Here is a 24,942-nt window from a genome sequence, read left to right on the forward strand (position 1 = left end):
TAGACCTGTTGAAGATCGGCGACAACGGCTATCATCGTCGCATGGCGATTAAAAGTGATGGGTGTGCGCCGACTACAGTAGACGCGGACTCACGTGTCGATGCAGCAGTTGCGCTGTTCCACAGTCTCTCGGACGCAACACGTTTGGCTATCGTGCGGCAACTGGCCGGTGGGGAGGCCCGGGTGGCTGACTTGGTGGCCGAGCTCGGTTTGGCGCAGTCGACGGTGTCAGCCCACGTGGGGTGTCTACGTGATTGCGGCCTCGTACAGGGCCGGCCCCAGGGCCGCCAGGTGTTCTATTCACTGTCGCGCCCTGAACTGATGGATCTGCTGGCGTCAGCGGAAACCCTGCTCGCAGCAACGGGCAATGCGGTCACGTTATGCCCGAATTACGGTGTCGCATCTGGAGTGAGCGGCGATGAGTGATGCCTGCGGCTGCGGCCACGACGAAGCCCCCGAGGACGACGAAGCCGGCGCCGACCCTGCACGCTGGTGGCAGGTCCTAGAGATCAAAGCTGCGATCGTCGCTGGGATATTGCTCGTGGCAGCACTCATCACCAGCGTGATCGAAGGCCCCCAATATCTCGAAGTGGGACTGCAAGTGGGTGCGCTGGTTATCGCCGGCTACACGTTTGTGCCCTCCACACTGCGCCGACTAGCCCGAGGCAAGATCGGGGTCGGCACCTTGATGACCATCGCCGCGGTCGGGGCGGTCATGCTCGGGGAAGTCGGCGAGGCGGCCATGCTCGCTTTTCTGTTCGCGATCAGCGAAGGACTCGAGGAATACGCCGTTACCAGGACCCGCCGAGGCTTGCGGGCACTGCTCTCGCTCGTGCCGGACACCGCCACCGTGCGACGCGGTGGCCGTGAACTCCTCGTGTCCCCCACCGACCTCGTGGTCGGCGACACCATGATCGTCAAACCCGGTGAGCGTCTTGCCACGGACGGCACGATCAGTTCCGGACACACTGCGCTCGACACCTCGGCGATCACCGGTGAGTCGGTTCCAACCGAAGCGGGACCCGGTAACGAGGTCTACGCCGGCTTCATCAATGGCACCGGCGCCCTGGAAGTGACGGTCACTGCTGCTGCGCACGACAATTCTCTGGCCAAAATTGTGCGGATTGTGGAGGCCGAACAGTCCCGCAAAGGCCAGGCCCAGCGACTGGCCGACAAGATCGCCCGCCCGTTGGTTCCCTCGGTGATGATCGCTGCCGGTGTCATCGCCGGTGTTGGCAGTGCCTTCGGAGACCCGCGAGTGTGGGTTGAACGGGCCTTGGTTGTCTTGGTTGCCGCCTCGCCGTGCGCGCTGGCGATCGCGATACCGGTGACCGTGGTCGCCGCGATCGGGGCCGCCTCCAAACTCGGTGTCTTGATCAAGGGGGGCGCCGCCCTCGAGGCGCTCGGCCGAATCCGTACCGTTGCGCTCGACAAAACCGGCACCCTGACCCGCAATCAGCCCTCAGTCGTTGACATTACGACCACCGGTGGTGCCTCACGCGCCGAGGTACTTACCGTCGCTGCGGCGCTCGAAGCGCGCAGTGAACATCCCCTCGCCCGCGCCATTTTGGCTGCCGCCGCTGACCCGGTCACTCCCGCCGACGACGTGGACGCGGTCACCGGCGCCGGCCTCGTCGGATCTGTCGAGGGCCACCCTGTTCGGCTGGGACGGCCGGGCTGGATCGAGGCTGGCGCCTTGAGCGATGACATCGATCGCATGCAACGAGCAGGTGCCACGGCCGTACTCATCGAACGCGACGGCACCGTCATCGGCGCCATTGCCGTGCGCGATGAACTTCGACCCGAAGCACCCACCGTGGTTGCTGGTCTACGCCGCGATGGCTACTCGGTGGCCATGCTCACCGGTGACAACGCGCGCACCGCCGCCGCGCTGGCCGAACAAGCCTGCATTGAGAACGTGCACGCCGATCTACGGCCAGAGGACAAAGCCCGCATCATCGACACGCTGCGCGCCCACCAACCCACCGCCATGGTGGCGACGGCGTCAACGACGCTCCCGCTTTGGCCACCGCCGATTTGGGTATCGCCATGGGCGCCATGGGCACTGACGTCGCGATCGAAACCGCAGACGTCGCACTAATGGGTGAAGACCTGCGTCATCTGCCTTCTGCCCTTACCCACGCCCGCCGATCACGCACCATCATGCTGCAAAATGTGGGCCTCTCCCTGGCCATCATCATCGTCCTGATGCCCCTGGCCCTATTCGGCGTCTTAGGCCTTGCTGCGGTTGTCCTCGTCCATGAAATCGCGGAGATCGTCGTCATCGGCAACGGGGTGCGCGCGGGACGCACCACACGTCTGCACCTTCCCGACAACTCGACGACCGCCGACCGCCCACTAGCAAAGACCACACTATGAACATTGACGACAACGCCGCCCACCACGATCAGTCGATCGTGGTGGCACCAGCACCACAGCGGCGGCGAGTCCTGGTCGCGGTCGCCGCCACCTTGGCCGCCGTCGCACTCATCCTCGATCCCATCGCCCGAAACGCCCTATCCGACGGCCGAACTATTGACCTCGGGTTGCTCCAACTCGACCTCGCCTACAACACCGGGGTCGCTTTTAGCCTCGGCAACCAGCTGCCCACCGCGGTGATCCTCGCCCTCACCAGCCTCATCACCCTCGGCTTCGCGATCTATGCCTGGCGCACCGCATCTGAGCAACGAATGCTGCAGACCATCAGCTTCGCCGCCATCATCGCTGGCGCCGCCGCCAACGTCATCGACCGTCTCCTCGACGGCAAAGTCACCGACTACTTCCACACCGGGTGGTGGCCCACCTTCAACCTCGCCGACACCTACATCACCTGCGGCGTAGTCGTCCTAGTCCTCACCGTTCTATTCGAACCCGGCTTCACCCGCACATCCGAAAACAACAACTAATTGCTACTGGCCCACCACCTGTAGGGTCAGTGCGCCGCACCAGTGTTGTTCTGGCGGCGAATGAATTCGGCCATGCCCGGAACGGTGAATGCCACGACTCCGCGTTCAGGCGCCCAGATCAGGCCTTTCTTGATGCAGGCGTCGCGGTGCGGTGCCACCGACTGCATGGAGCTGCCCAGCGCTGTGGCGATCGCAGACGACCGTGGCTGATCGGTGCCGCTCACCGCCATGGCGTGTAGATACCGCCGTTCGGTCTCGGTCGCACGGAGCCACCGTGAACTGTAGAAACCGGCATCGAGGGAGGCGTGGCCGGTGCTCACCGCATCTTCGGCTTCAAGCAGCCTGAACGGTGATTCTGTTGCCGCACGCCACAATTCGTAGCCGAAGACTTGCAGGAAGTACGGGTAGCCGGCACTGGCAGTGACCACATAGTCAGCGGCCTCGTCGGTAACGGCCTGACCCAGCCGGGAAATCGGCGCGACAATGGCCGCCCGCGCCTCATCCTTAGACACAGGTCCGATGGTGCGGTAGTCAAATTGGCGTTCAGCGTAGGACCGTGCATCAGCCAACACTTGAGGGAGGTTCGGAAGTCCCGCCCCCACCACGAAGAACGGCCATCCCCGTTGAGCGGCACGGTGCTGGGTTGCTAACAAGACTTGCAGCAGCGGGGCCTCGAGTTCCTGCATTTCGTCGACGAATAGCCCGAATGCGTTGCCCTCCTTGCGGAGTTCATCGCACAACTCTTCAACGAGATCTTCGAACTCGACCCCTAACGATGCCTGCGGAGGCGGTGCGGCTTTCGACACACTAACCCCGGTGCCGAACGCAGTCGCCGACACCGAGAACTCCTCGGTCATCGCCCGGAGCCGGTCCACGATCGGCCGGGCGAACTTGCGGCGGCGCAGCGCACGGATGACGTCTTTGGAGATACGCCTGCGCAGCGCTTCGGCGCCTTCCTGACTCGTCTGCGCTTCGACCTCGACAACGACCCAATCGTTACGTCGCGCCTGGTCAGCCATGGTCGCCAGCAACGTGGTCTTGCCGACTCCCCGCAGTCCTTGCAACATCAACCCTCGGTCGTAGTGGCGTTGTTTGGCCCGGGCGACCAGTAGATCGAAACGCTCGAGCTCCCGGGTGCGACCCACCAGCTCGGGTGGTCGTGTACCCGAACCGGGCGTAAACGGATTAAGGCCAGATTCCACCAGCAGACACTAGCAAAGTATGGGGTTGTATAACGCCACGACTTATACGCTCCGATACGGCCTTACAGTCCGTCCTGCTGTCCGGACGCAGTAGTAGGTGCACGCACTGTCACCCTCGACATAAGCCCTTCGCTGCGGTTTCGGGTGGCCGAATATATAGTTTCGGCTACCCGTTAGACTGCGGGCATCGAACAGGAGGGCGCTGTGGTGGCAACGAGTGGAGTGCGTCCCCGGCTGGCCCGGGTTCGGGTGAGTTCAACGCTGCTCGGGCCTGCTTTCGTCGCAGCGATCGCCTATGTGGATCCCGGCAACGTCGCATCGAACATCAGCGCTGGCGCAGAGTTCGTGTATTTGCTGGTGTGGGTCATCGTGGCCGCGAATGTGATGGCCGGGCTGGTGCAGTATCTATCAGCGAAGTTGGGTGTGGTCACGGGTATGTCGTTGCCCGAAGCGGTGCGCGGCCGTTCTTCTCGTTCGACTCGGCTCGGGTATTGGGTGCAGGCCGAGCTGGTGGCGATGGCGACCGATTTGGCTGAAGTGGTCGGCGGCGCCATTGCACTAAATCTGCTGTTCGATCTGCCGTTGCTGGTGGGCGGGGTGATTACCGGGTTGGTCTCGATGGGGCTGTTGCTGGCGCAAGACCGTAGCGGCCAACGCCCGTTCGAGCGGGTCATCATTGGGTTGTTGGCGGTTATCGCGATTGGGTTCCTCACCAGTGTGGTCGTTGAACCGCCGTCGCCGGCCGCGGCAGCTGAGGGCCTCATTCCACGTTTCGAGGGAACCGAGAGCGTGATGTTGGCCGCGGCGATGCTCGGTGCCACGGTTATGCCCCACGCTGTGTATCTGCATTCGGGACTGGTGCGAGACCGCCACGGTGTCAACGGGCCTGGACCACTGCGGCGACGACTGCTCCGCGTGACCCGCGTCGATGTGGCACTGGCCATGCTGTTAGCAGGGGCAGTCAACATGTTGATGCTGCTGCTAGCAGCCACCAACCTGCAAGGCAGAGACGACGTCGACACCATCGAAGGCGCCCATGAGGCTATCGGGGACACCCTCGGGCCAGTCGTGGCATTGCTGTTCGCTTTGGGTCTTCTTGCGTCTGGACTGGCATCGACATCTGTCGGCGCCTATGCCGGCGCATGATCATGGATGGGTTGCTGCAGCGCCGGATACCGATCGTGGTGCGGCGGCTGGTGACGTTGATTCCCGCCATCGCCATCCTTGCCGTGGGTATCGACCCCACCCAGGCCCTGATCGTGTCTCAGGTCATCTTGTCGTTCGGCATCCCCTTCGCTTTGGTTCCGCTGGTGCGATTTACCAGTGACCGTGCACTGATGGGTGAGGACACCAACCACCACGTCACCAGCTCTCTCGCCTGGCTCACCGCGGCGGTGATCATTGTCTTGAGCGTTGCCTTGATCTATCTGACTGTTCTGGGCTAGAGCAGCGATCGCTCCCGTTCGACCACTGTGCTCGTGGTGTTGCAGAGCCCGGCTTCGCCTACATCGACGCTCCTACACCACCATTCTTAGTGTCGGCCACCGGCGATTTCTCCAGGTTCGCCGCGGTGCCTACGCTGGTGGGATGAGTACAGCGCCCGCCGATTCGATCGACGTTCGACGTGCGGCAGCAGCGAGCATCGGGTGGGCGCTGGCCTGGGTCGGGGCGGCTGTGGCGATTGCGGTGACGGCCATTTCTGCCAGTACCGTGCTGGATCTGGTGGGGGTCGGCGATCCGGGCATTCTGACTCGCTACGGTCTGCCCGCGGTGCAGACGATGGGTGAGATAGGTGCAGTGGTCGCTGTTGGTGGAACGTTGTTTGCCGCATTTTTTGTTCCCCCGCAATCAGACGGGGTCCTCGATGTCGGGGGGTACCGCGCGCTGCGGTCTGCTGCTGTGGGCGCAGTGGTGTGGATGGTGTGCGCGCTGCTGATGGTCCCGTTGACCGTCTCGGACACGACCGGGTTCGCGGTATCGGAAGTGGTATCAGTCGACCGGTTGCTCACTGCGGTCGACCAGGTCGCCGACGCCCGATCCTGGCTCTGGACAGCGCTGTTCGCCCTGATGTGCGCGGTTGTTACACGGATCGCGCTCCGGTGGACGTGGACGCTGGTCGCGTTCCCGCTGGCTCTGCTGACCCTGATGCCCACAGCCCTGGCCGGCCACTCCTCGACCGGCGGCAGCCACGACATCGCGACCAATAGCCTGATCCTGCACATCGTGGGCGCATGCATCTGGATGGGCGGTCTGTTCGCAGTCCTCGTTTATGCTCGCGGACACGGCCACTTCACCGCACTCGCGGTCCGGCGCTACTCCCGAATCGCCCTGGGGTGCCTGGTCGTCGTCGGAGCCAGTGGAGTCATCAACGCACTCATCCGGGTGCACCTGGACCAATTGTTCACCGACACCTACGGACAGCTGGTCCTAGCAAAAGTCGCAGCGCTGCTCCTACTGGGTGGTTGTGGTGCCTGGCACCGGCGCATCACAATTCCGGCGGTAACCGGCAACGGCGGCGACCGTCAACCATTGATTCGCTTCGCCGTCGTCGAACTGCTGATATTCGCAGCAACTTTCGGGATCGCTGTCGGGTTGTCGCGGACACCGCCGCCAGAGAATGTGAATCCCGCAGAGATGCCGGCAACCGAACTGATCCTCGGTTACCGTCTCGACCAGGCACCCACGTTCGGTGAGATCGTCGTCGGCTGGCGCTTTGATCTGCTGTTCGGCACCCTCGCGATCGTCATGGCCGCCCTATACCTGCGCGGGGTCCACCGTCTCCGCAAACGGGGTGATGCCTGGCCGGTGGGGCGCACCATCGCATGGCTGCTGGGTTGTGCCGCAGTGCTATTCGCGACGTCATCAGGCCTGGGCAAGTACGCTCCGGCCCTGTTCAGCATCCACATGATCGCGCACATGATGTTGTCGATGCTGGCGCCGGTGCTCCTGGTCCTCGGCGGACCGGTCACGCTGGCGCTGCGGGCCATCGCGCCGGCTGGCCGGTCCTCTCCCCCCGGCCCACGCGAGTGGATCCTGTCCGTGCTGCACAGCCCGTTCTCGCGGCTGTTGACCCATCCTCTGGTGGCGTCGGTGCTGTTCGTCGGAAGCTATTACGTGCTGTACCTCGGTGGGCTCTTCGACGTCCTCACTGAATACCATGCGGCGCACGTCGCGATGAATCTGCACTTTCTGCTCAGCGGGTACCTGTTCTACTGGGTGGTGATCGGGATCGACCCGGCCCCACGAAAGCTATCCCCAGTCACAAAACTGGCAATGGTGTTCGGCTCGTTACCTTTTCATGCCTTCTTCGGTGTTGCGTTGATGAGTACCGACAGCGTCATTGCCCGCACCTACTACAACAGCCTTCTGCTGCCGTGGAACCCGAATCAGCTGAACGATCAACGTTTGGGCGGAGGTATCGCATGGGCGGCCGGTGAAATCCCACTGGTGCTCGTGATGTTGGCGTTGCTGGTCCAGTGGTCTCGCCAGGATAAACGCCAAGCCACCCGCTTTGATCGCCGTGAAGATCGCGATCACAATGCCGAATTAGTCAGCTACAACGCGATGTTGGCGCAGATGGCCGGCCCCTCGACCCGCCCGGTGACCGCGACTGATTCCACCAGCACCGCCGCACCCACAGCGTCGCCCCAGCCGCCGGCCGACGCACAGTCAGAACCCCCTGAGCGTCGCTAGAGTTCGAGGCCCAAGTGCTGGCCGACCACGTCGGCGAGTTCGTCGGCCGACTCGAACACCTGCGGCAAAACCGCGGCCACGGTTCCATCGGCGCGGACCAGCACGGTGCAGGGATAGACACGGGGCACCGACAGCGCAGCGGCAAGTCGGGCGTCGGTATCGACGACAGTCGGTAGGTTCACGCCGGTCTCGATCAGCAAATTCAGTGACAGCAGCGGGTTTTGCGAACCCTCCCGCCCTTGAACGGTAAGCACCCGCATTCGGTCACCAGCTCGGGCGGCGAAGTCGGCAACCACCGGCAGCTCGGTGCGGCACGGCCCGCACCAGTGCGCCCAGATATTGATCAGTAGCGGTCGCCCGGCTGTAGCGCTACCCAGGTCCACGGTGGCGCCGTCGGCGAGACAGGACAGGACGATTCCGGTCAACGCTGACCCTGGCGCGGGCGGGGTGCCATCACCGACTGGGCAGGGTTGCAGGGCCGCCCGCTCGCGGGCCTGGGCCATGTCCTGCTCGCTGACGTCCGCGTTGATGCCGGGCAGTGGCGCACTGGGGTTGACTCCCGGATCGACTGGCTCTGAGGCAGTCTCGGTGGCCCGGGGCCAGATCGCCACAATCATGGCCACAATGACGATGAGTGCGGCGATCGACCACCGGGCCGAGCCCGACACGTGAACACGGGGCATCATCGTCGCCTTCACCGTCCTCTCGCGGTCATCACCTGATTGACAGCTGCAGGCCGACCCTGCCACGACAGGTTCGCTGGGGCGTCTTCCTTGCGGTTGCTCCCCGTCATTGTGCTGCAATCTCAGTCGGCACTGGGTTCGGTGGAGGACTCGGCCGTCCCTACGGTCAGCGGGTCACGACGAGCGCGTTCGGCTTTTGTGCTGGCCACCTTGTTGTGGGCGCCGACGTGGGCTTCGGCGCGCATTCGCTCGACCATGTGAGGGTAGTGCAGCTCGAATGCGGGCCGCTCGGAACGGATTCGGGGTAGCTCGGTGAAGTTGTGGCGGGGCGGTGGGCAGCTGGTCGCCCACTCTAGCGAGTTGCCGAAACCCCAGGGGTCATCGACGGTGACGATCTCCCCGTAGCGGTAACTGCGGAAAACGTTCCACAGGAACGGCAGTGTGGAGGCTCCCAGGATGAACGCTCCCACTGTCGACACGATGTTCAACGCAGTGAATCCGTCCGAAGGTAGGTAGTCCGCGTAGCGGCGGGGCATGCCTTCGTTGCCGAGCCAGTGCTGCACCAAGAAGGTGGTGTGGAATCCGATGAAGGTCAGCCAGAAGTGAATTTTGCCGAGCCGTTCGTCCATCATGCGTCCGGTGATCTTTGGGAACCAGAAGTAGACGCCGGCGTAGGTGGCGAACACGATGGTGCCGAATAGGACGTAGTGAAAGTGTGCGACCACGAAGTAGCTGTCGGAGAGCTGAAAGTCCAACGGGGGGCTGGCTAGCAGCACACCCGTCAAACCGCCGAACAGGAAGGTGACCAGGAACCCGATCGAGAACAGCATGGGCGCTTCGAAGGTGAGGTTGCCTTTCCACAGGGTGCCGATCCAGTTGAAGAACTTCACGCCGGTGGGTACAGCGATGAGGAACGTCATGAACGAGAAGAACGGCAGGAGCACGGCGCCGGTGGCATACATGTGATGGGCCCACACCGCCACTGACAGCGCCGCAATCGCCAACGTGGCGTAGATCAATCCGGTGTACCCGAAGATCGGTTTGCGGGCGAAGACGGGGAAGATCTCTGAGACGATGCCGAAAAATGGCAGGGCGATGATGTACACCTCGGGGTGGCCGAAGAACCAGAACAAGTGCTGCCACAGCAGCGCGCCGCCATTGGCGGGATCGAAGATGTTGCCGTCGAATTGCCGATCGAACTCCAAAGCCAGCAATGCTGCTGTGAGCAGCGGAAATGCCAGCAAAATCAGCACACTGGTGACCAAAATATTCCAGGTGAAGATCGGCATCCGGAACATGGTCATACCTGGGGCGCGTAAACACACCACCGTGGTGATCATGTTGACCGCCCCCAAGATGGTGCCCAACCCTGAGACCACCAGCCCTAGAATCCACAGGTCCGCGCCTACTCCCGGTGAGTGCACCGCATCTGTGAGTGGCGTATAGGCAGTCCACCCGAAGTCGGCGGCGCGCCGGGGGTGAGGAAACCACCCAGGGCTGCGCTGGACCCGAACAAGAACAGCCAGAAACTCAGCGCGTTGAGCCGTGGGAACGCCACATCGGGAGCGCCAATCTGCAACGGCAGAACGACGTTGGCGAATCCGATGACGATCGGGGTGGCATACATCAGCAGCATCACCGTGCCGTGCATGGTGAACATCTGGTTGTACTGCTCGGTGGACAAGAACTGCAGCCCCGGCGCGGCCAGTTCGCCACGGATCAGCAGCGCCATCAGGCCGCCGATCAAAAAGAACGCGAAACACACCACCAGGTACATGATTCCGAGCGTTTTATGGTCGGTGGTGGTGAGCATTTTGTAGAGAAACGAGCCCTTGCGACCGGTCCTGTCCGGGTATGGACGGGACGGGACCAGCTCCACGGGACGATCCAACAAGCTCATGACTCCACCCAACTGATGCGATTGACTACCACCACTAACTACTATGCAGCATAGTAGTTAGTGGTCGACAGTCGGACCAGTCAGACAGCAGCGGACCGAAGTGGGTGGCCCTCATACTATCAACCATAGTATTTGCGGCGCGGCCGCCTTCCCGCCATACTTGCACGCATGCGCATACGACTACGTAATGAGTGGTGATGGGGGCCGGACACTCGCACAGCGGCATTGAGCCTGGGGGTGCGGCCAGTGCATCTGGACGCCATGTGCGGCGCCTGTGGATGGCGTTGGGTCTGGGTCTTATGACCCTCCTTGCTCAGGTGATTGTGGGATTGGCGACGTCGTCGCTGGCGTTGCTCTCTGATTCAGCGCATGTATTTACCGACGTGCTCGGGGTGGCGATGGCGTTGGTGGCGGTGATGGTGGCTCAGCGAGCTGCCGCTCGAGCTGATCGCACCTTCGGCCTATACCGGGCTGAAGTGTTCGCCGCGTTGTTCAATGCGGTGCTGTTGTTCGCGGTCGCCGCCTGGATTTTGTACGAGGCGTCCCAGCGGCTCTCCGATCCGCCCGAAGTTCCGGGGGTGCCGGTCATCGCGGTCGCGGTGGTGGGGCTGGTGATGAACGTGACCGCGTTCGCGCTGTTGAGATCTGGCGCCAAAGAGAGTCTCAATGTTCGGGGCGCTTACCTCGAGGTGATGGCCGACATGATCGGCTCGGTGGGCGTGCTGATCAGCGGGGTGCTCACGGCGGTGTTCGGGTGGCGGTACGCCGATCCGCTCATCGGGGTCGGTATTGCCCTGTTCGTGTTGCCGCGAGCGTTCACCCTTGCCCGGGGTGCGCTGCGCATTTTGCTTCAGCATGCTCCGGCAGGCATTGATGTCGACGCGGTGCGCGAGGACGTGGTCGCCGTAGAGGGAGTGATCGAGGTCCACGATCTGCATGTGTGGACGCTGACCTCGGGCATGGAGGTGGCCTCGGCTCATGTGGTGATCGCACCCGATGCCGACTCCGCCCTGGTGCTCGCAGCGGTCCAGCACATGTTGACCACCCAGCACGGCCTCGAGCACGCCACCGTTCAAGTCGAACCCGCGCAGGGGTCGGGCTGCCACGACTTGTCGTGGTGAATGAGCAGCCCACTGCCCCACCCGGCGCTGGCCGATTGTGTACTGGTGCGCCGATAGCCGAACGAGGTCAGCTGATGTCGGGGACCCCGAGGGCGACCAGCATGGTCATGAGCAGCAACCAGCCGAGCCCTTGCCAGATCGGCCAGGTACCGCCGCGCTTCCAGACGCGGTAGGTCTGGACGAATGCGCCCAGCCCGCCGAGGAAGAAGATCGCCGGCGCACCGAAACCCCAGACCGGCCAACCGGTCTTGTTGTACAGGATCACTGCGGCTAGCCCTGCGATCATGACGGCCGCGAGGTAGGCACCGCCTGTGCGTAGGGCGGTGGGGTCATTCCATGACTTGCTGACGTCGTCATTGTTCACAGCAGAGGGCCTTTCACAGGGGATTAAGTTTCGTCGGCCAGGCGTTGAACGACGGGTAATAAGTCTGCGGCGGTGACTGCTCGCAGAAACACTGCGGCCGCCCGGTGCTGGCGGTCCAAGACAACGGTGGTGGGCACGACTGAGGTCGGGGTTCCCAACGCGGCGAGGGTACGTCCGTCGTAATCGAAGATCGATGGATACGTCACCGCGCGGTCGACAACGAAATCGCGGGCGGTTTCTTTGCGGTCTCGAAAGTCGATCCCCAGGAACGCAACCCCGCGAGTTTTGGTCTGGGCGTAGACCTCTTCGAGTACCGGGGCCTCGGCGCGGCAGGGCCCGCACCATGATCCCCACACGTTGATGACCACCACTTGCCCGGTGTAGTCGGTCAGGCGGATGGTGTTCTGGTCAGCGAACAGATCCGGTCCCCTCAGCGCGGCGACTTTCTGGCGGCTGGGGGGAGGATCGTAGAAGATAACTGTTTGCCCGTTCGGAGAGACGAACTCGAACGAATCGCCCTGGCGGACGGCATCATCACCGGTACCGCACCCGGAGAGTACGAGTACGAGTACGAGGGCCGCCACCACCGCACTGGTGGATTGCCACCTGTTGCGCGGCGCTGGTGACGATGTCGTGGTGGTCATCGGCTGCTGTTTCCCAACTGACGAAGAAAACGGTTGTAGGATTCGAGCTCGTCGTCGTGCTGTGCGGTCTGGGCCGCGGTGGCAGCAGAGGACATCTTCTCTTCATCGCGGCGCCACCGGGACGCGAAGACCAGCACGATGAGCAACGCCACCGGCTCGCCGTAGGACCACGCCAGCGCTCCAGCCACGGACTGGTCCTCGACCGGATCGATACCCCACTGCGGCGGGGGGTCGGCGAAGCTGGCCACCAGGACGGTCGGCGACATCATGAACACCACACCGAAGAACACGTGCAGCGGCATCTCCAAAAAGATGTCGAGGAGTCGGCCGATGTTCGATTGCCGTCGCGGCAGCGGACCAATCGAGAGAATCGGGATGATGAACAGCAGCCCGCTGACGAGGAAGAACACCTCCATGGCAGTGTGGCCAACCCACGTGGTGTTGAGAGCATCGAAGATCGGCGAGAAATACAGCCCGTAGAAACTGAACAAGAACACTGGGATCGCGAAGCCCGGGTGCAGCAACACCCGGCTCGGTAATGACCGGGCCAAGCGAAGTGTGGCCCGCCGGAAATCTCTGCCCCTCCCCTGGTTTGGCACCACGGCAAAGAGCAGCAACCCGGGCGAGCCAAGGACCAGTAGCGGCGGCACCAAGGTGGATAAGGTCATGTGCTGGAACATGAATGCGCTGAACAGTCCGACACCATAACTCTCGATGGCCAGCCCGGTGACCGCGATCAGGATCAGGCACCCGGCCAGAAAACTCACCGAACGATGCCAGGGCCACCGCTGACCGCGCCGGTGCAGGTACACCAACCCGATGCCGTAGGCGGCACCCATCCCAGCGCCCACTGCAGGGAGCAGCGGAATTGTCGGCAGATCCCAGCCGAGCATGGCAAGAATGCTCGGCGGAGCCTGCGGCAGGTCTAGTAACGCACCGCTCATCTCTTGTGCCCGTACCCTTCTGCCCGCACCGCCTGCTACCGCCTACCAACCCGGTGGCCACACCCCGTAAACTACTAAGCATCGTAGTAGCAAGGTGTGAGGAGAAGATACGTGCCCGGTATCGGATGTGGCGTCATCATGATCGAGGTCGGCCAATGAGTCGTACTGTGCGCATCACGCTTGCGGTGGTGTTCGTGTTCTGCCTGGCCCTCACGGCGGTGTTCGTGGTGACCCGAGCCGGTGACACCGACGCCGAGCCAAAAGGCGTGGTAGTGCGCTCGGATTCTGAGCGGTTGTCCTCGCCGGCAAACTCTCAGGCCACCTTCGTCGAGTTTCTCGATTTCGAGTGCGAGGCATGCGGAGCGATGTACCCCGCCGTAGAACAGCTGCGGCAAAACTACGGCGATCGAGTCACGTTTGTGGTCCGGTATTTTCCGTTGCCGGGACATTTCAACGCAGACCGCGCGGCGCGCGCGGTCGTCGCCGCAGGCAACCAGGGCCGGTTCGAAGCGATGTACCGCACCATGTTCGACACCCAGTCGCAGTGGGGCGAACAGCAAGTACCGTTGGATGACCTGTTCGCGTCCTACGCCGCCGACCTCGGACTGGACATGACTCAGTTCCAGGCCGACTACACGTCCCAGGCCACACGTGCGCGCATCGATGCCGACCTGCGCGACGGCGCCGAACTCGGGGTCCGCGGCACACCGACCTTCTTCATCAACGAGGCTGAAGTGCAGGCAGGCAGCTACGACGACCTCAAGACCGCATTGAATGACGTTCTGGCACCGTGACTTCGATGTCGTCGCATCTTTCCGGCACCGCTGAGGATTCACCTCGGCGGGACGGTCCTGGAAAACGCACTGTGTTGTTTCCGCGGTTGCTTCGGTGGGTGCTGGGTGTGTGCGGGGTCATCGGTCTGATCGCGGCGTTCACGCTGACGGTGGAAAAGTTCGAGCTGGCCACCGACCCGGACTACACCCCCACCTGCAGCCTCAACCCCATCGTGAACTGCGGGTCGATCATGGATACCCCGCAGGCTGCGGTGTTCGGTTTTCCGAATTCTCTGCTGGGTATCGCCGGGTTCACCGCGGTGCTCGCGATAGCAGTGCTGCTCACCCCCGCCACCCCGGCCTGGATATGGATGAGCACCCAGGTGGGGTTGAGCGCGGCCGTGGTGTTCGTCCATTGGCTGATCGTGCAGAGTTTGTACGAGATCGGGGCGCTGTGCCCGTATTGCATGGCGGTATGGCTCGTGGTGGTGGTGGCGTTCTGGTACGTCACCCTGCGCAACCTCGACCGAATAATTGTCAGGGGCCGGGCTCGGCGTCTGGTCGATGCGCTGATCAGTGTGCACTCGGTGGTCCCGGTCGTGTGGGCGCTGACCATCCTCACACTCATCATCATCGAGTTCTGGTGGTATTGGTCCACTCTGGGCTGATTCGCCCCCCGCTCGTGCGCGCCTGAGATGGCGTTAGATCGGCAGGGTGGTGTCGGTAATGAACATATCCCGGACCCACACCACGAAGTGGTCCCAGATGCCGGTGATCAGTGCGATGCCCACCGCAACCATCAACAGCCCGCCCGCTACCTGGATGCGCCGCGAGTTGCGACGCAACACGCCCACCGCCCTCACCGCCCACGCCGAGCCAAACGCCATCGCCACGAAGGGCAGTCCCAACCCGAGGCAGTACGCCACGATCATCGACACTCCCCGGGCAGCGGTGGTGTCAGCGGTGCCGCTGGCGGTGGCAATGATCGCCGCCAGCGTCGGCCCCAGACACGGGGTCCATCCCAGCGCGAACACTCCGCCCAGCAGCGGTGCACCCACCAGGTGCGATACCTGGCGGGGATGAAATCGCACATCCCGTTGCAGGGCAGGAAAAGCACCGATAAACACCAGCCCCATCACAATGGTGATGACGCCACCGGCACGTTGAAGAATCTCGCGGTTGACGATCAACGTCGAGGTGACACCGAAAATGGTGGCTGTGGCCAACACGAACACGACAGTGAACCCAGCGACAAACAGCAGTGCAGCGCCGGCCACCCGGTACCGCCGAACGCCCTGAAGCGTGTGGTCATTCGACTCCGAAGAAGACTCGCCCGCGGATATGCCGACAAGATAGGACACATACCCGGGCACGAGCGGAATGACACAAGGTGAGGCGAACGAGATGAGTCCGGCCGCCAGGCATGCACCCAGCGCCAGGAGCAGTGGGCCACCGGCCGCTGCGGCCGAGAACGCCTCGCCCACCCCGGCCACAGCAAAGTCGGACACCTGCACCCTCCTCGCTGTTTAGTGCACACCGGACACGACCAACCTAACTACTACGCACAATAGTAGTTACATCCGGGGTGTATTCGGCCCTACGGACCGACTACGTGCCCGCCGGAGCGGCACCAAATTAGAGCGCGCTGCCGGCTACCCAGGTGTCCCAGGGCACGCTCCAGTCCCCGTTTTGCCACAATTCCAACGCAGGCCCGCCGGTGTTGCGCACTTCCACAACGTCGCCGGTGACCGAGAAGTCATAGAACCACCGGGCGTTGTCGGGGTTGAGGTTCAGGCAGCCCGCAGACATGTTGGTATTGCCCTGCTGGGCAATGGTATCGACGAGCTCGTGTAGGTAGATGCCGTCGTTGCTGATGCGGGTGGCGTAATTGATCGATTGGCGGTAGCCGAGTCGGGAGTTCACCGGCAGCCCGTAGGTGGAGGAGTCCATGATGACCGGGTTGGCCTTGTCCAGGACGGTGTAGATGCCCGGCTGAGTCCAAAAATGAATGGTGCGACCGTTGACCGTTTCGGTGCCGCCGCGGCCCATCGAGGTGGGCATGGTGCGCACCAGTTCCCCATTGGCGTATACCGATACCTGCTTGGTGGTGTCGTCGGCAACCGAGACGTGGGCATCGCCGATCGTGAAGGACACGCGCACGTCCTCTTGGCCGTACAGCCCGTTGCCCAGGTCCACTCCGTAGACGTCGGCCGCCACGGTGACCGCGGTACCCGGGGCGTAGTAGTCGCGGGGCCGGTAGTGGGCGGTCTGATCATCGATCCAGTTCCATTGCCCCTCGACCGCCGGCTCGGTCTGCACTGACAGCGCCCGCTGGGCCGCGGCCCGGTCGGTGATCGGCTCATCGAACCGTACGGCCACCACCAGCCCCACCCCGTATGCGCGTCCGGAACTGAGCGTGCCGCCACCGGTCGTCAACAGCGACGGTTGCGTCAGGTTGTTCGGTGCAACCGTGCTGAACGCACTCGTGTGTTCGGCGGGCCGACCTTGGGCGTCGGTACTTGTCGCGACCAGCTCATAGGTTTTGTTGTAGCCCAACGGCGTATCGGGTTTCCACGTCAGCCGGTCTGGGGTCATGATCCCCGGGATGACTCGACCTTCGTCATTGGTCATCACCACCTCCGCCAGGGTGCCGCCTGTGACGGTCACCATCACCGCAGCGAGCGGGTCGACATCGCGGGCACCGGGCGCGGGAGTAAATGCCACTGCCAGGTCGCCCGATGCCGAGGCCCCCGAAGGCGACGGCGGCGAGGGGGATGCGCCGTTACTGGAAGAGCAGGCTACTGCCACGCCAGTGATCACCGCGCCGGCCCCGGCCACGAGCAGACTCCGTCGACTGAGCTGCACCCCATTCCACCCAGACCGCTGCGTCGGCACTAAGAACACTCCTCCGTCGTGACTACTAGGACGATTAGTAGTTTACGGAACCAGTGCGGTCGTACCGGACACCGACAATCACCCCAGCAAACCAGAGCACGTCACACCTTTCGTCTCCGCCCCGCGAAAAACTAGGATAGATAGTAGTAACCTGTCGGAGATTCAAGTGACCCTGACCGTCCCGCCCCGACAAGGACCCTCGTTGGCACGCCACCGCTTACCTGACCTCTCACCACCTACCACTGTCGTTTCTGACTATCGCCCTGCACCGGCCACGCCGGCCCTGCGCCGTTACGTCAGCGGTCCGCCGGTCTCGGCGGCTCGCGGTGGACGCCACCGGCTGGTCGACGAGCCCGTGCCGCGCCGTGAGGTGAGATCTGCGGCGGCAGCAGATTCGTTCGTCGCAGCCCGACGCGGTCGAGTGCAGCGCATCGACCCTGCTGCCGGGCACCCTCGACCGATTCGTCGACCGGCGCCGCTGGCCCCGTGGGAGCGGGCACTGTGTGTCGACGCAGCCTCGGGCCCCACCACAGAGCCAGGTCACTTCTGGGAAGCCCTTTTCGAGAAGTCACTGGACCAGCCCGGGCCTCCCGCGGGCGCATCGCCGAGCAGCGAGCGACGCGGTGGTGTCCTCGCCTCGGCAGCGGCAGGAACCATGGTCGTGGCCGCCGCAGGAGTGGCCGCGGCAGCACTGCTGCACACCGAAGCACCCTCGGGCGCGCAGACCACCACTCTGGCGATGTCGACGCTTGAGCCACCCACCACCAGCCCACCCCCGCCAGTGGTGTTGCCGCCGATGCCAGCACCACTCGATGCGCTGGTCACGTCGTTGCAGGAACTCACACCCGAGCTAGGGTCCCCGCTGATCGCGCCCCCACCACCGCCGGCGGCTGCACCGCGGTCAGCGATGCCCACCACCGGCACGGTGACCTCGGGGTACGGCGCGCGGTGGGGCACCTCCCACGATGGACTAGATATCGCCAACACCATTGGCACACCCGTGATCTCAACGACAGACGGCGTGGTCATCGAATCGGGGCCCGCGAACGGATTCGGGCTGTGGATCCGGATACGTCAAGACGACGGCACCATCGGTATCTACGGCCACATCAACGAGACCCTGGTCACCACCGGTCAGCAGGTCAGTGCCGGTGAGCAGATTGCCACCGTCGGCAACCGCGGTTACTCCACCGGCCCTCACCTGCACTACGAAGTGTGGGCAGAGGACGGCACCAAACTCGATCCGGTGCAATGGCTAGGCGGCCGCGGCGTCGAGGTTGGGTGAGCCGCAGTGGACGCACCCTGCGCTGCAGGAGACAATAAAGGTATGAAACGGCTGGGAGCACTCGAAGCCGACGTCATGGACGTCCTGTGGAGCGCCGGACCGCAACCACAGTCGGTGCACGACATCCTCGACGCCCTCGCGGATCGGCCATTGGCGTACACCACCATCTTGACCGTCGTCACCAATCTGCACACCAAGGGCTTCCTCAACCGCGTCAAGGTCAGCCGCGCGTACCTGTACTCACCGGTGCAGACCAGAGAAGAAGCCACCTCCCAGGCACTGCGAGACATTCTTGACCGCAGCGACAATGCCGCCGCCGTGCTGATGCATTTCGCCCAAACCGCCACCCCCGAAGAACAAGAGGCCCTACGCAAGAGCCTGCGTACCAAGCGGGCTCGACGGTGACCCTGGCCATCACACTGGGACTGGCCGCGGCACTTATCGCAGTGTTGATACCGCAGCTGCTGCTGGGCCCTCTCGCTACCGCAGGGCCCAGGGCGATGGTCGCGCTCTGGCTGGGCAGCATCGCCGCCTTTTTCCTCCTCGCCGCTTCTGCAGTGGTCGTGGCAGCTTGGCCCCGCCACGCGCCCGGAGAAAATCTCACCGATGTGTGGATCCGCTGTTTGAGCTCAGCGCAACACACCATGCGCCCTTGGGTGTCGGAGATCGTCATCTCGCTGGCCGTGACCGTGGCTGTGTGCAGTGCCGTTCGCGTCGCGGTCATCAGCAGTCGCCACCGTCGCTCCCGCCTGCAAGTATTGGATTATCACCACGACATCGTGACCGTGCTGGCGCGCCCGGGCCACCAGGAGGGGCCGTACCCCGTGCTGTGGCTCGATCATCCGTTGCCGTTCGCGTACAGCATCGCCGGCAATCCCGGGTTTGTCGTCGCCACCGAGGGCTTGAAGAGCTGTTTGACCTCATCGGAGGCTCAAGCTGTACTCGACCACGAAAGGGCCCACCTCAATGGCCGCCACCATCGCATCCTCGCACTCTGCGAAGTGCTGGCCAGCGCACTGCCCTTCGTGCCGCTGATGACCCACGCACCAACGGCGATCGCGGCTCTGGTTGAACTCGACGCCGACCAGACCGCCGCCACGGCCACCAGCCCCGCAGTCCTACGGTCCGCGCTGAGCCGGGTTATCGAACAACAGAGCACAGCCAGCCTCAGTCCCGGCCAGGGCTGCACCGCCCGGACACAAACCACCACCGACCGCCGACTACGCACCCTGGCTGGCCCGCTGGCCTCGCACCCGACCGCGCTGGCCTACACGGCGTACGCCGTCATGCCCGCGGCCATCTCAGCCCTCACTGCAGTGACGACCATGGCCGCACTCTCAGCCCTCTTCTGCACCATCGCGTCCTGACCCACCGTCCTGCGCCGCCCCACCAGGATCGGAGAGTTGGGGCGTGGCGGGGTGTGCGGCCGGAGCCTCAGGCTCTGCCTCGTTGCTGTCGCCGCGTGAGTGAAAGACCAACAGCAGCCCGATCGTCCCCAACCCCGCCACGACCAGAACAATCACAAGCAGCACCACCCAGTTGTCAGCCAGCTTGCCCTCAGGATCATCACCTGGGTGTAGTTCTGTTGACGAACTCGTTGCATCCGGTACATCGGTCACCGCACCCGGTGGCGGTGGCGGTTTGATACCCGTCGCCGCGGACACCGAAGCGGGTGGCACCGACGCCGACCGAGCCACGGAGAAAGCGATCTGACCTGTGATTGGGTGTCCGTCTGCAGAGACCACCCGGTAGTTCACGGTGTAGGCACCTGAACCCAAATCCGCTTGTATCTCAACCCCGACCCGCGCTGCATTGACCAATGGAGCCGATACCTTCATCGGCTGGTTGTCACTGTCGAGAACCGCTACCTCGGCGAAGTTCTTCGAGATGGATTGGTTGAACACCAAGTCGATCGTTACCGGAGCCTGCTCAAGGACCGCTCCGTCGGCCGGTGTGGACGACCTCAGCGCACTGTGCGCCGACGCCGGCCCAACACCCAGCACGGTGCCTACCGCAGCGACCGCGGCAATGATGACCAGCCTGGCGATCGTCACCAGCGGTGACGTGCGTTCGTTCTCGTGTTGTTTCACCCCGCGAAACTACTATACGCGGTAGTAATTAGCGCGCAGGGCAATCGCGGACGCTCACCTTAGACCTGTACAGCATCTGCAAGAAATCTACGGGTCCCAGCGTGTGCATGCCATCAGACAGACAACGCGTAGCCACAACGCGATGCCTCGACGAGGCCATCGTCACCACGAGGCAAAGTGACATGACATTTTCTGCTGTTAGCAGCGAAGAGTGAATCGACGTGCTCGGTATGGCACTGTCATCCTGCAGAAGGATCCTGAAGGCTCTTGCGGCGAGCGGCTCGTCAGCAGATGCTCATTGTCGTGAACGACGCCATCTACGCCGAGATCGATCGGTACGAGCGATTCCTTCCGCCACGCTTTCGCGGCGCTCCGCGACCGACGCCGACATGGTGGTCCTGGCGCGGTCACCGAGTGCACATCGCCCGCAAGAACGAGCCCCTGGCTCCGGTTCGCATCATGATCATCCACGGTGGCGGCGGCCACGCCGGCGCTCTGTGGCCGCTTTCTGCAGTTTTGGCCGCCGATGGGACCGAGATTATTGCGCCCGACCTGCCGCTGTACGGGCGCACTTTCACGCCCTCGCCCGGCGACGTGCGCTACCGCGACTGGGTTGATCTGCTGTGCGACCTGGTGGTCACCGAAACCCACAACGATGCACGCCCGCTCGTTCTGTTCGGTGCCAGCATGGGAGGGATGCTCGCCTACGAAACTGCCAGTCGCACACAAGTTGCCGCCGCAGTCATCGCTACCTGCCTACTGGATCTGACCGACCCCGCCGCCCGCGCAACAGCTGCCAGGTGGGGACCTTTAGGGGTTAGCGCTCCCCGCACCCTGCCACTCCTGGCAGGGGTGGCACGAACTGTGCGACTTCCCATCGCCTGGGTGGCGCGAATGAACGTAATGAGCGCCAGTACCGGCCTAACCCGCCTATGCGCAACAGACCCACTCGGCGGGGGCACCCGGGTACCCTTGGGGTTCTTGGCCGACTGGTTCACTTTTGCGCACACACCGCCCCAAAATTATCGTGGGCCGCAACTGACGCTGGCACACCCAGGCGCCGACCAATGGATTCCGGCACACATCAGCGAGAGGTTTTTGGCGCGAGTCACTGCACCAACTCACGCGACCCGGCTGGAAGATTGCGGCCACTTCCCTATCGAGGAAGCAGGGCTCTACCAACTCGAGAAATTAACGGCCGACGTCGTCTCCTCGCTCAGTTAAGAGAGCCGGGCGGTGCAGAGACGTTTTTTGCGCCCACCTGGCGGAGAGCATCGGTGCCATAACCCGCCGCGCTACGGGTCGATTTGGCCCCCATGCTCTAGTTACTGACACCGAAGCCGCGACCTCCTTGAGGACGCGGCTTTCGGTGTTCGTCGGCTAATTAGTCAGCAAGTTTGGCGACTGCCTGGGCCCACAGGAAGTACTTGTTGGTGCCCAGATCGCGCACGGTCTTGATGTTGAACGCGTCCTTGAGGTGCTGGGCATCGCCCGGGCTCACACCTTGGAGCGCCTCAACGGGGGCGTCAGCGAGCTCACTGATCGGCTTCTCCTCGTATGCCTTGTCGAACTTGTCGGCAATTCCACCCATGACAATGACCTCCTGTGCTCGGCTCGGTGTACCGGGTTCGGCACACCGCCACCATCCTAGGTAGCGGACCGAGCTAGCATCGGCGATCACTCGCCGGGCGATGGTCCAACAACTGTGCCAAACCGCATAGGACATAGCGGCTTATGTGCGACGACCGCCGCTGCAACCTCATCATCAATCTCGAAAGATGAACCGCTGCGCGGGTAGAGGGTGCGGGGACCTGCTTCCCGCGTGCCCAGAATTAGCTGGAGCACACCAGGTCCCCGCGCCACGCGTGTAGTCGGTGATCGAACAAAGTCCTACGGTCGCAGGCTCACCGCAGTCAGCTTGACCTTCGAGTTGAGTTGAAGGTTTACCGTCGTCGCATGAGTACTTATCGCATCTCCCAGCTCGCCGAGCGGACCGGCGTTCCGGCGACGACGCTGCGCTTTTACGAGCAATCGGGGTTGTTGCCGGCTGGTCGGACACCGGCTGGGTACCGGGTGTACGACGAGACAGCCGTCGACCAACTGGCGTTCATCAATTCCGGGAAAATGATGGGGTTGGCGCTCGATGAGATTGGTGAGTTGCTGCAGGTGTGGCAGTCGGGAGTGTGCGCCTCGGTGCGGTCTCAGCTGGCGCCGTTGGTAGATCAACGTATCGTGGAAACCGACCGGAGGCTGGCCGAGTTGTCGGCATTCGCCGACCGTTTACAGAGCGTGCGCGTCGGACTTACAGGTCCGGCTCCAGCTGGGGGATGCGGCCCAGAGTGCGGCTGCCTGATTAACGACACGCCCCCGCAGTCTGCGGTTGTGGGCCCAGTCCGAGATCTTGGGGTCACCGACGTCAGTGCACCGAACGCACCGTCCGTTGTCGAGCCGGTGATTGCGTGCTCCTTGGGGCCTGATGATCTGTCCGAACGCACCGAGCAGTGGCGGCAACTCCTAGGCCAAGCCATCTACCGTCGGCCGCTGGCGCGCGAGGGGGCCACCATCACCTTGCGGGTTGGGTTTGCCAACCATTCGCGGGTGATCAGCGACGTGGTCACTCTCGTTGCTGCAGAACAACAATGCTGTAGCTTCTACGGCTTCACTGTGCATATCGGCGGCGGCGAGGTGGTGGTTGATGTTCGGGCACCACAGATGGCGGAGCCACTCATGATCGATCTGTTCGGAGCCCTGACATGAGTCCGAATACTAAGCGGTGGCGGGGTCCTGTCGGTGCGCTGACCGCCATGATCGGCGCGTGTGCGGCGTGTTGCGCGGGGCCACTGCTGGCATTCTTGGGCGGGTTGGGGTTGGTTTCGACTATTGGCGCGGTGTGGATACCTGCACTTATCGTCGTGGCGGTTGTCTCGGTTGGAGCGTGGGGCGTCCTGCGTCGCAGTGCCGCTCGTTCATCCTGTACAACGCCTCGCTCGGGTGAGGTGGTCGATCTCGACGACCCCGTACTGTTTCCTGGCCCGAGATGACTAGGTGGAACTGGGTTAGCAGTCCTACATTCTGGTGGTGAGATCGATTGACGGGCAACATAAGTGACGTTGGCGAGAGTGGGTAGTACGTAGTGACACGCACAGGTGTGGCGGATCGGCTGGAGCAGCATCAAATTCCGATCTACCTACTGGCGATACTGGCCGGCATCTGTCTGGGGTTCGCGGCGCCAGCAGCCGGACCCGGATTTGAGCACGCCATCAATCCCGTCCTGGGAGCGTTGCTGTACGTGACGTTTCTGCAGGTACCGGCCGCCGAGTTGGTGCAATCGGTCCGTGACGTCAAGTTCCTCACCGCGGCGGTTGTGCTCAACTTTGTGGTCGTGCCGATCATCGTGGCAGTCATGTTCGTGCTGTTGCCCTCGGACCAAGCGATCCAGATCGGGGTGCTGCTGGTTCTGCTATGCCCATGCGTGGACTACGTCATCGTCTTCACCGGCCTCGGCGGCGGGGACAGTCAACGCCTCTTGGCATCGACTCCCCTGTTGCTCATAGCTCAGATGGCTTTGCTGCCCCTCTTTCTCGTCATGTTCATGGGCTCCGATCTCGCCGACACGGTCAAGGTCGGACCGTTCATCGAAGCGTTTATCGTGCTGATCGTCATCCCGTTGGCGTTGGCGTGGCTCACCCAGGGCTGGTCGGCACGAACAACTGCGGGCCATACGTTCGGTGGCGGCGTCAGCACCTTGATGGTGCCGTTGATGGTTGCCGTGCTCACTACTGTGATCGCCTCGCAGATCCCGAAGATCGACGACAATCTTGCCGATGTCGCGGCCGTGATCCCGGTCTATGTCGCTTTCCTGATCATCATGGCCTTCGCGGGAGCCACACTTGCCCGCCTGCTTCGACTCGACGTCGCCGGCAGCCGGGCCATCGTGTTCGCTGGAGCCACACGCAACTCGCTGGTCGTTCTACCCCTGGCGCTGGCGCTGCCCGCAAGCCTTGAACTCGCCCCCGCCGTGGTCGTCACGCAAACCCTCGTCGAGATTATCGGCATGGTCATCTACGTCCGTCTCATCCCGCGACTACTCCCTCAATCACCCGGCGAGATGCCCGAAGTGCCTACCGCACCAACCGCGGTGTGACCTTGACGGGGCTCAGGAAAATTCCCCAGTGGTGCTCATCGAAATTCCCCACCCGTGAGGTGGGTCTACTGTAGCGGCCGGCGGATGGTTCCGGCGGCGGTGCGGTGGTTTTCTGATCGGGCGTGGTGGTCTCGCAGGCGATAGGAATCGCCGTCGAGTTTGAGGACTACCGAGCGATGCAGGAGCCGATCGAGCATGGCCGCTGCGACGGTCGTGTCGCCGAGGACTTCGCCCCATTCGGAGATGCTGCGGTTGGTGGTGATCACGATCGACGTCTTCAAATATCGTTGTGCCACAAC

Annotated in this window: 22 protein-coding genes and 3 pseudogenes; 14 read left to right on the forward strand and 11 right to left on the reverse strand. The window is 63.2% G+C overall.

All coding sequences use genetic code 11. From position 1 onward, the window contains the following. Positions 1-41: 41 nt before the first annotated feature. The 3 genes and pseudogenes from W823_RS57105 (at position 42) to lspA (ending at position 2,905) form a co-directional block, all read left to right on the forward strand. Positions 42-425, forward strand: coding sequence for a helix-turn-helix transcriptional regulator (locus W823_RS57105; protein WP_023955830.1), 384 nt, complete (start codon positions 42-44; stop codon positions 423-425). Further along, positions 418-2,378 (forward strand): annotated as a pseudogene (locus W823_RS36795) (heavy metal translocating P-type ATPase). Before W823_RS57105 ends, W823_RS36795 begins: the two are co-directional and overlap by 8 nt. Beyond that, a complete protein-coding gene (gene lspA / locus W823_RS36800) occupies positions 2,375-2,905 on the forward strand; it encodes a signal peptidase II (protein WP_023955831.1) in 531 nt (176 codons plus the stop codon). Before W823_RS36795 ends, lspA begins: the two are co-directional and overlap by 4 nt. A 26-nt stretch (positions 2,906-2,931) precedes the next feature. On the opposite strand, the gene W823_RS36805 is transcribed toward lspA, so the two are convergent. Then, entirely contained in the window at positions 2,932-4,107 is a 1,176-nt protein-coding gene (locus W823_RS36805) for an ATP-binding protein (protein ID WP_023955832.1), read from the reverse strand. Between the two features lie 222 nt (positions 4,108-4,329). Here W823_RS36805 and W823_RS36810 point away from each other — a divergent pair. Both W823_RS36810 and W823_RS36815 read left to right on the forward strand, forming a co-directional pair. Continuing rightward, positions 4,330-5,552 (forward strand): annotated as a pseudogene (locus W823_RS36810) (Nramp family divalent metal transporter). Between the two features lie 142 nt (positions 5,553-5,694). Continuing rightward, positions 5,695-7,800, forward strand: coding sequence for a cytochrome c oxidase assembly protein (locus W823_RS36815; protein WP_023955833.1), 2,106 nt, complete (start codon positions 5,695-5,697; stop codon positions 7,798-7,800). On the opposite strand, the gene W823_RS36820 is transcribed toward W823_RS36815, so the two are convergent. Beyond that, a complete protein-coding gene (locus W823_RS36820) occupies positions 7,797-8,483 on the reverse strand; it encodes a TlpA disulfide reductase family protein (protein WP_235189436.1) in 687 nt (228 codons plus the stop codon). The genes W823_RS36815 and W823_RS36820 overlap by 4 nt on opposite strands. 122 nt (positions 8,484-8,605) lie before the next feature. Continuing rightward, positions 8,606-10,383: pseudogene (ctaD, locus tag W823_RS36825) on the reverse strand (cytochrome c oxidase subunit I). Between the two features lie 197 nt (positions 10,384-10,580). Here ctaD and W823_RS36830 point away from each other — a divergent pair. Further along, positions 10,581-11,504, forward strand: a complete 924-nt coding sequence (locus tag W823_RS36830; RefSeq protein ID WP_023955835.1) for a cation diffusion facilitator family transporter — start codon at positions 10,581-10,583, stop codon at positions 11,502-11,504. 67 nt (positions 11,505-11,571) lie between these two features. On the opposite strand, the gene W823_RS0128250 is transcribed toward W823_RS36830, so the two are convergent. Genes W823_RS0128250 through W823_RS36840 form a run of 3 tightly spaced genes read right to left on the reverse strand, consistent with a single transcriptional unit; the run spans position 11,572 to position 13,456 of the window. Beyond that, the gene (locus W823_RS0128250) at positions 11,572-11,868 is read right to left on the reverse strand and encodes a TMEM128 family protein (protein ID WP_038252460.1); all 297 of its coding nucleotides are present in this window, start codon (positions 11,866-11,868) and stop codon (positions 11,572-11,574) included. Between the two features lie 23 nt (positions 11,869-11,891). After that, positions 11,892-12,512, reverse strand: coding sequence for a TlpA disulfide reductase family protein (locus W823_RS36835; protein ID WP_023955836.1), 621 nt, complete (start codon positions 12,510-12,512; stop codon positions 11,892-11,894). Beyond that, positions 12,509-13,456, reverse strand: coding sequence for a cytochrome c oxidase assembly protein (locus tag W823_RS36840; protein WP_023955837.1), 948 nt, complete (start codon positions 13,454-13,456; stop codon positions 12,509-12,511). Before W823_RS36840 ends, W823_RS36835 begins: the two co-directional genes overlap by 4 nt. Before the next feature lie 155 nt (positions 13,457-13,611). Here W823_RS36840 and W823_RS36845 point away from each other — a divergent pair, with 155 nt between their 5' ends. Then, entirely contained in the window at positions 13,612-14,250 is a 639-nt protein-coding gene (locus W823_RS36845) for a thioredoxin domain-containing protein (protein ID WP_023955838.1), read from the forward strand. Positions 14,251-14,255: 5 nt separating this feature from the next. Beyond that, the gene (locus tag W823_RS36850; RefSeq protein WP_031331623.1) at positions 14,256-14,897 is read left to right on the forward strand and encodes a vitamin K epoxide reductase family protein; all 642 of its coding nucleotides are present in this window, start codon (positions 14,256-14,258) and stop codon (positions 14,895-14,897) included. Positions 14,898-14,930: 33 nt separating this feature from the next. Here the strand turns inward: W823_RS36850 and W823_RS36855 are convergent, their stop codons facing one another. Both W823_RS36855 and W823_RS36860 read right to left on the reverse strand, forming a co-directional pair. Continuing rightward, positions 14,931-15,737, reverse strand: a complete 807-nt coding sequence (locus tag W823_RS36855; protein WP_031331625.1) for a cytochrome c biogenesis CcdA family protein — start codon at positions 15,735-15,737, stop codon at positions 14,931-14,933. Between the two features lie 127 nt (positions 15,738-15,864). Continuing rightward, positions 15,865-17,094, reverse strand: a complete 1,230-nt coding sequence (locus tag W823_RS36860) for an Ig-like domain-containing protein (protein WP_161633981.1) — start codon at positions 17,092-17,094, stop codon at positions 15,865-15,867. Between the two features lie 196 nt (positions 17,095-17,290). On the opposite strand from W823_RS36860, the gene W823_RS59510 reads away from it, so the two are divergent. The 3 genes from W823_RS59510 to W823_RS36870 are packed head-to-tail and all read left to right on the forward strand — an operon-like array spanning position 17,291 to position 19,776. After that, positions 17,291-18,409, forward strand: coding sequence for a M23 family metallopeptidase (locus tag W823_RS59510; RefSeq protein ID WP_341476878.1), 1,119 nt, complete (start codon positions 17,291-17,293; stop codon positions 18,407-18,409). A gap of 42 nt (positions 18,410-18,451) precedes the next feature. After that, positions 18,452-18,814 (forward strand): BlaI/MecI/CopY family transcriptional regulator, encoded by a 363-nt coding sequence (locus W823_RS36865; protein ID WP_023955843.1) that lies wholly within the window; start codon positions 18,452-18,454, stop codon positions 18,812-18,814. After that, the gene (locus W823_RS36870; protein WP_023955844.1) at positions 18,811-19,776 is read left to right on the forward strand and encodes a M56 family metallopeptidase; all 966 of its coding nucleotides are present in this window, start codon (positions 18,811-18,813) and stop codon (positions 19,774-19,776) included. The genes W823_RS36865 and W823_RS36870 overlap by 4 nt, the downstream gene beginning before the upstream one ends. On the opposite strand, the gene W823_RS56365 is transcribed toward W823_RS36870, so the two are convergent. Continuing rightward, entirely contained in the window at positions 19,747-20,499 is a 753-nt protein-coding gene (locus W823_RS56365; protein ID WP_023955845.1) for a copper resistance protein CopC, read from the reverse strand. The genes W823_RS36870 and W823_RS56365 overlap by 30 nt on opposite strands. A gap of 303 nt (positions 20,500-20,802) precedes the next feature. Here W823_RS56365 and W823_RS36880 point away from each other — a divergent pair, with 303 nt between their 5' ends. Next, positions 20,803-21,723 carry an alpha/beta hydrolase gene (locus tag W823_RS36880; protein ID WP_235189438.1) on the forward strand — a complete coding sequence of 307 codons (921 nt, stop codon included), beginning with the start codon at positions 20,803-20,805 and terminating at the stop codon, positions 21,721-21,723. 160 nt (positions 21,724-21,883) lie between these two features. Here W823_RS36880 and W823_RS36885 read toward each other — a convergent pair whose 3' ends face one another. Continuing rightward, the gene (locus tag W823_RS36885) at positions 21,884-22,090 is read right to left on the reverse strand and encodes a hypothetical protein (protein ID WP_023955847.1); all 207 of its coding nucleotides are present in this window, start codon (positions 22,088-22,090) and stop codon (positions 21,884-21,886) included. A 365-nt stretch (positions 22,091-22,455) separates the two neighbouring features. Between W823_RS36885 and W823_RS36890 the strand changes: the two genes are divergently transcribed. Next, positions 22,456-23,256, forward strand: coding sequence for a MerR family transcriptional regulator (locus W823_RS36890; protein ID WP_023955848.1), 801 nt, complete (start codon positions 22,456-22,458; stop codon positions 23,254-23,256). 376 nt (positions 23,257-23,632) lie between these two features. Further along, positions 23,633-24,643: an arsenic resistance protein gene (locus W823_RS36895; RefSeq protein WP_023955849.1), complete on the forward strand. Its 1,011-nt coding sequence runs from the start codon at positions 23,633-23,635 to the stop codon at positions 24,641-24,643. A gap of 65 nt (positions 24,644-24,708) precedes the next feature. Here W823_RS36895 and W823_RS36900 read toward each other — a convergent pair. Further along, the coding region (locus tag W823_RS36900; RefSeq protein WP_023955850.1) for an ATP-binding protein at positions 24,709-24,942 on the reverse strand (234 nt) is incomplete at its 5' end.

Origin of the sequence: Williamsia sp. D3, assembly GCF_000506245.1 — a bacterium.
Lineage (GTDB): Bacteria > Actinomycetota > Actinomycetes > Mycobacteriales > Mycobacteriaceae > Williamsia > Williamsia muralis.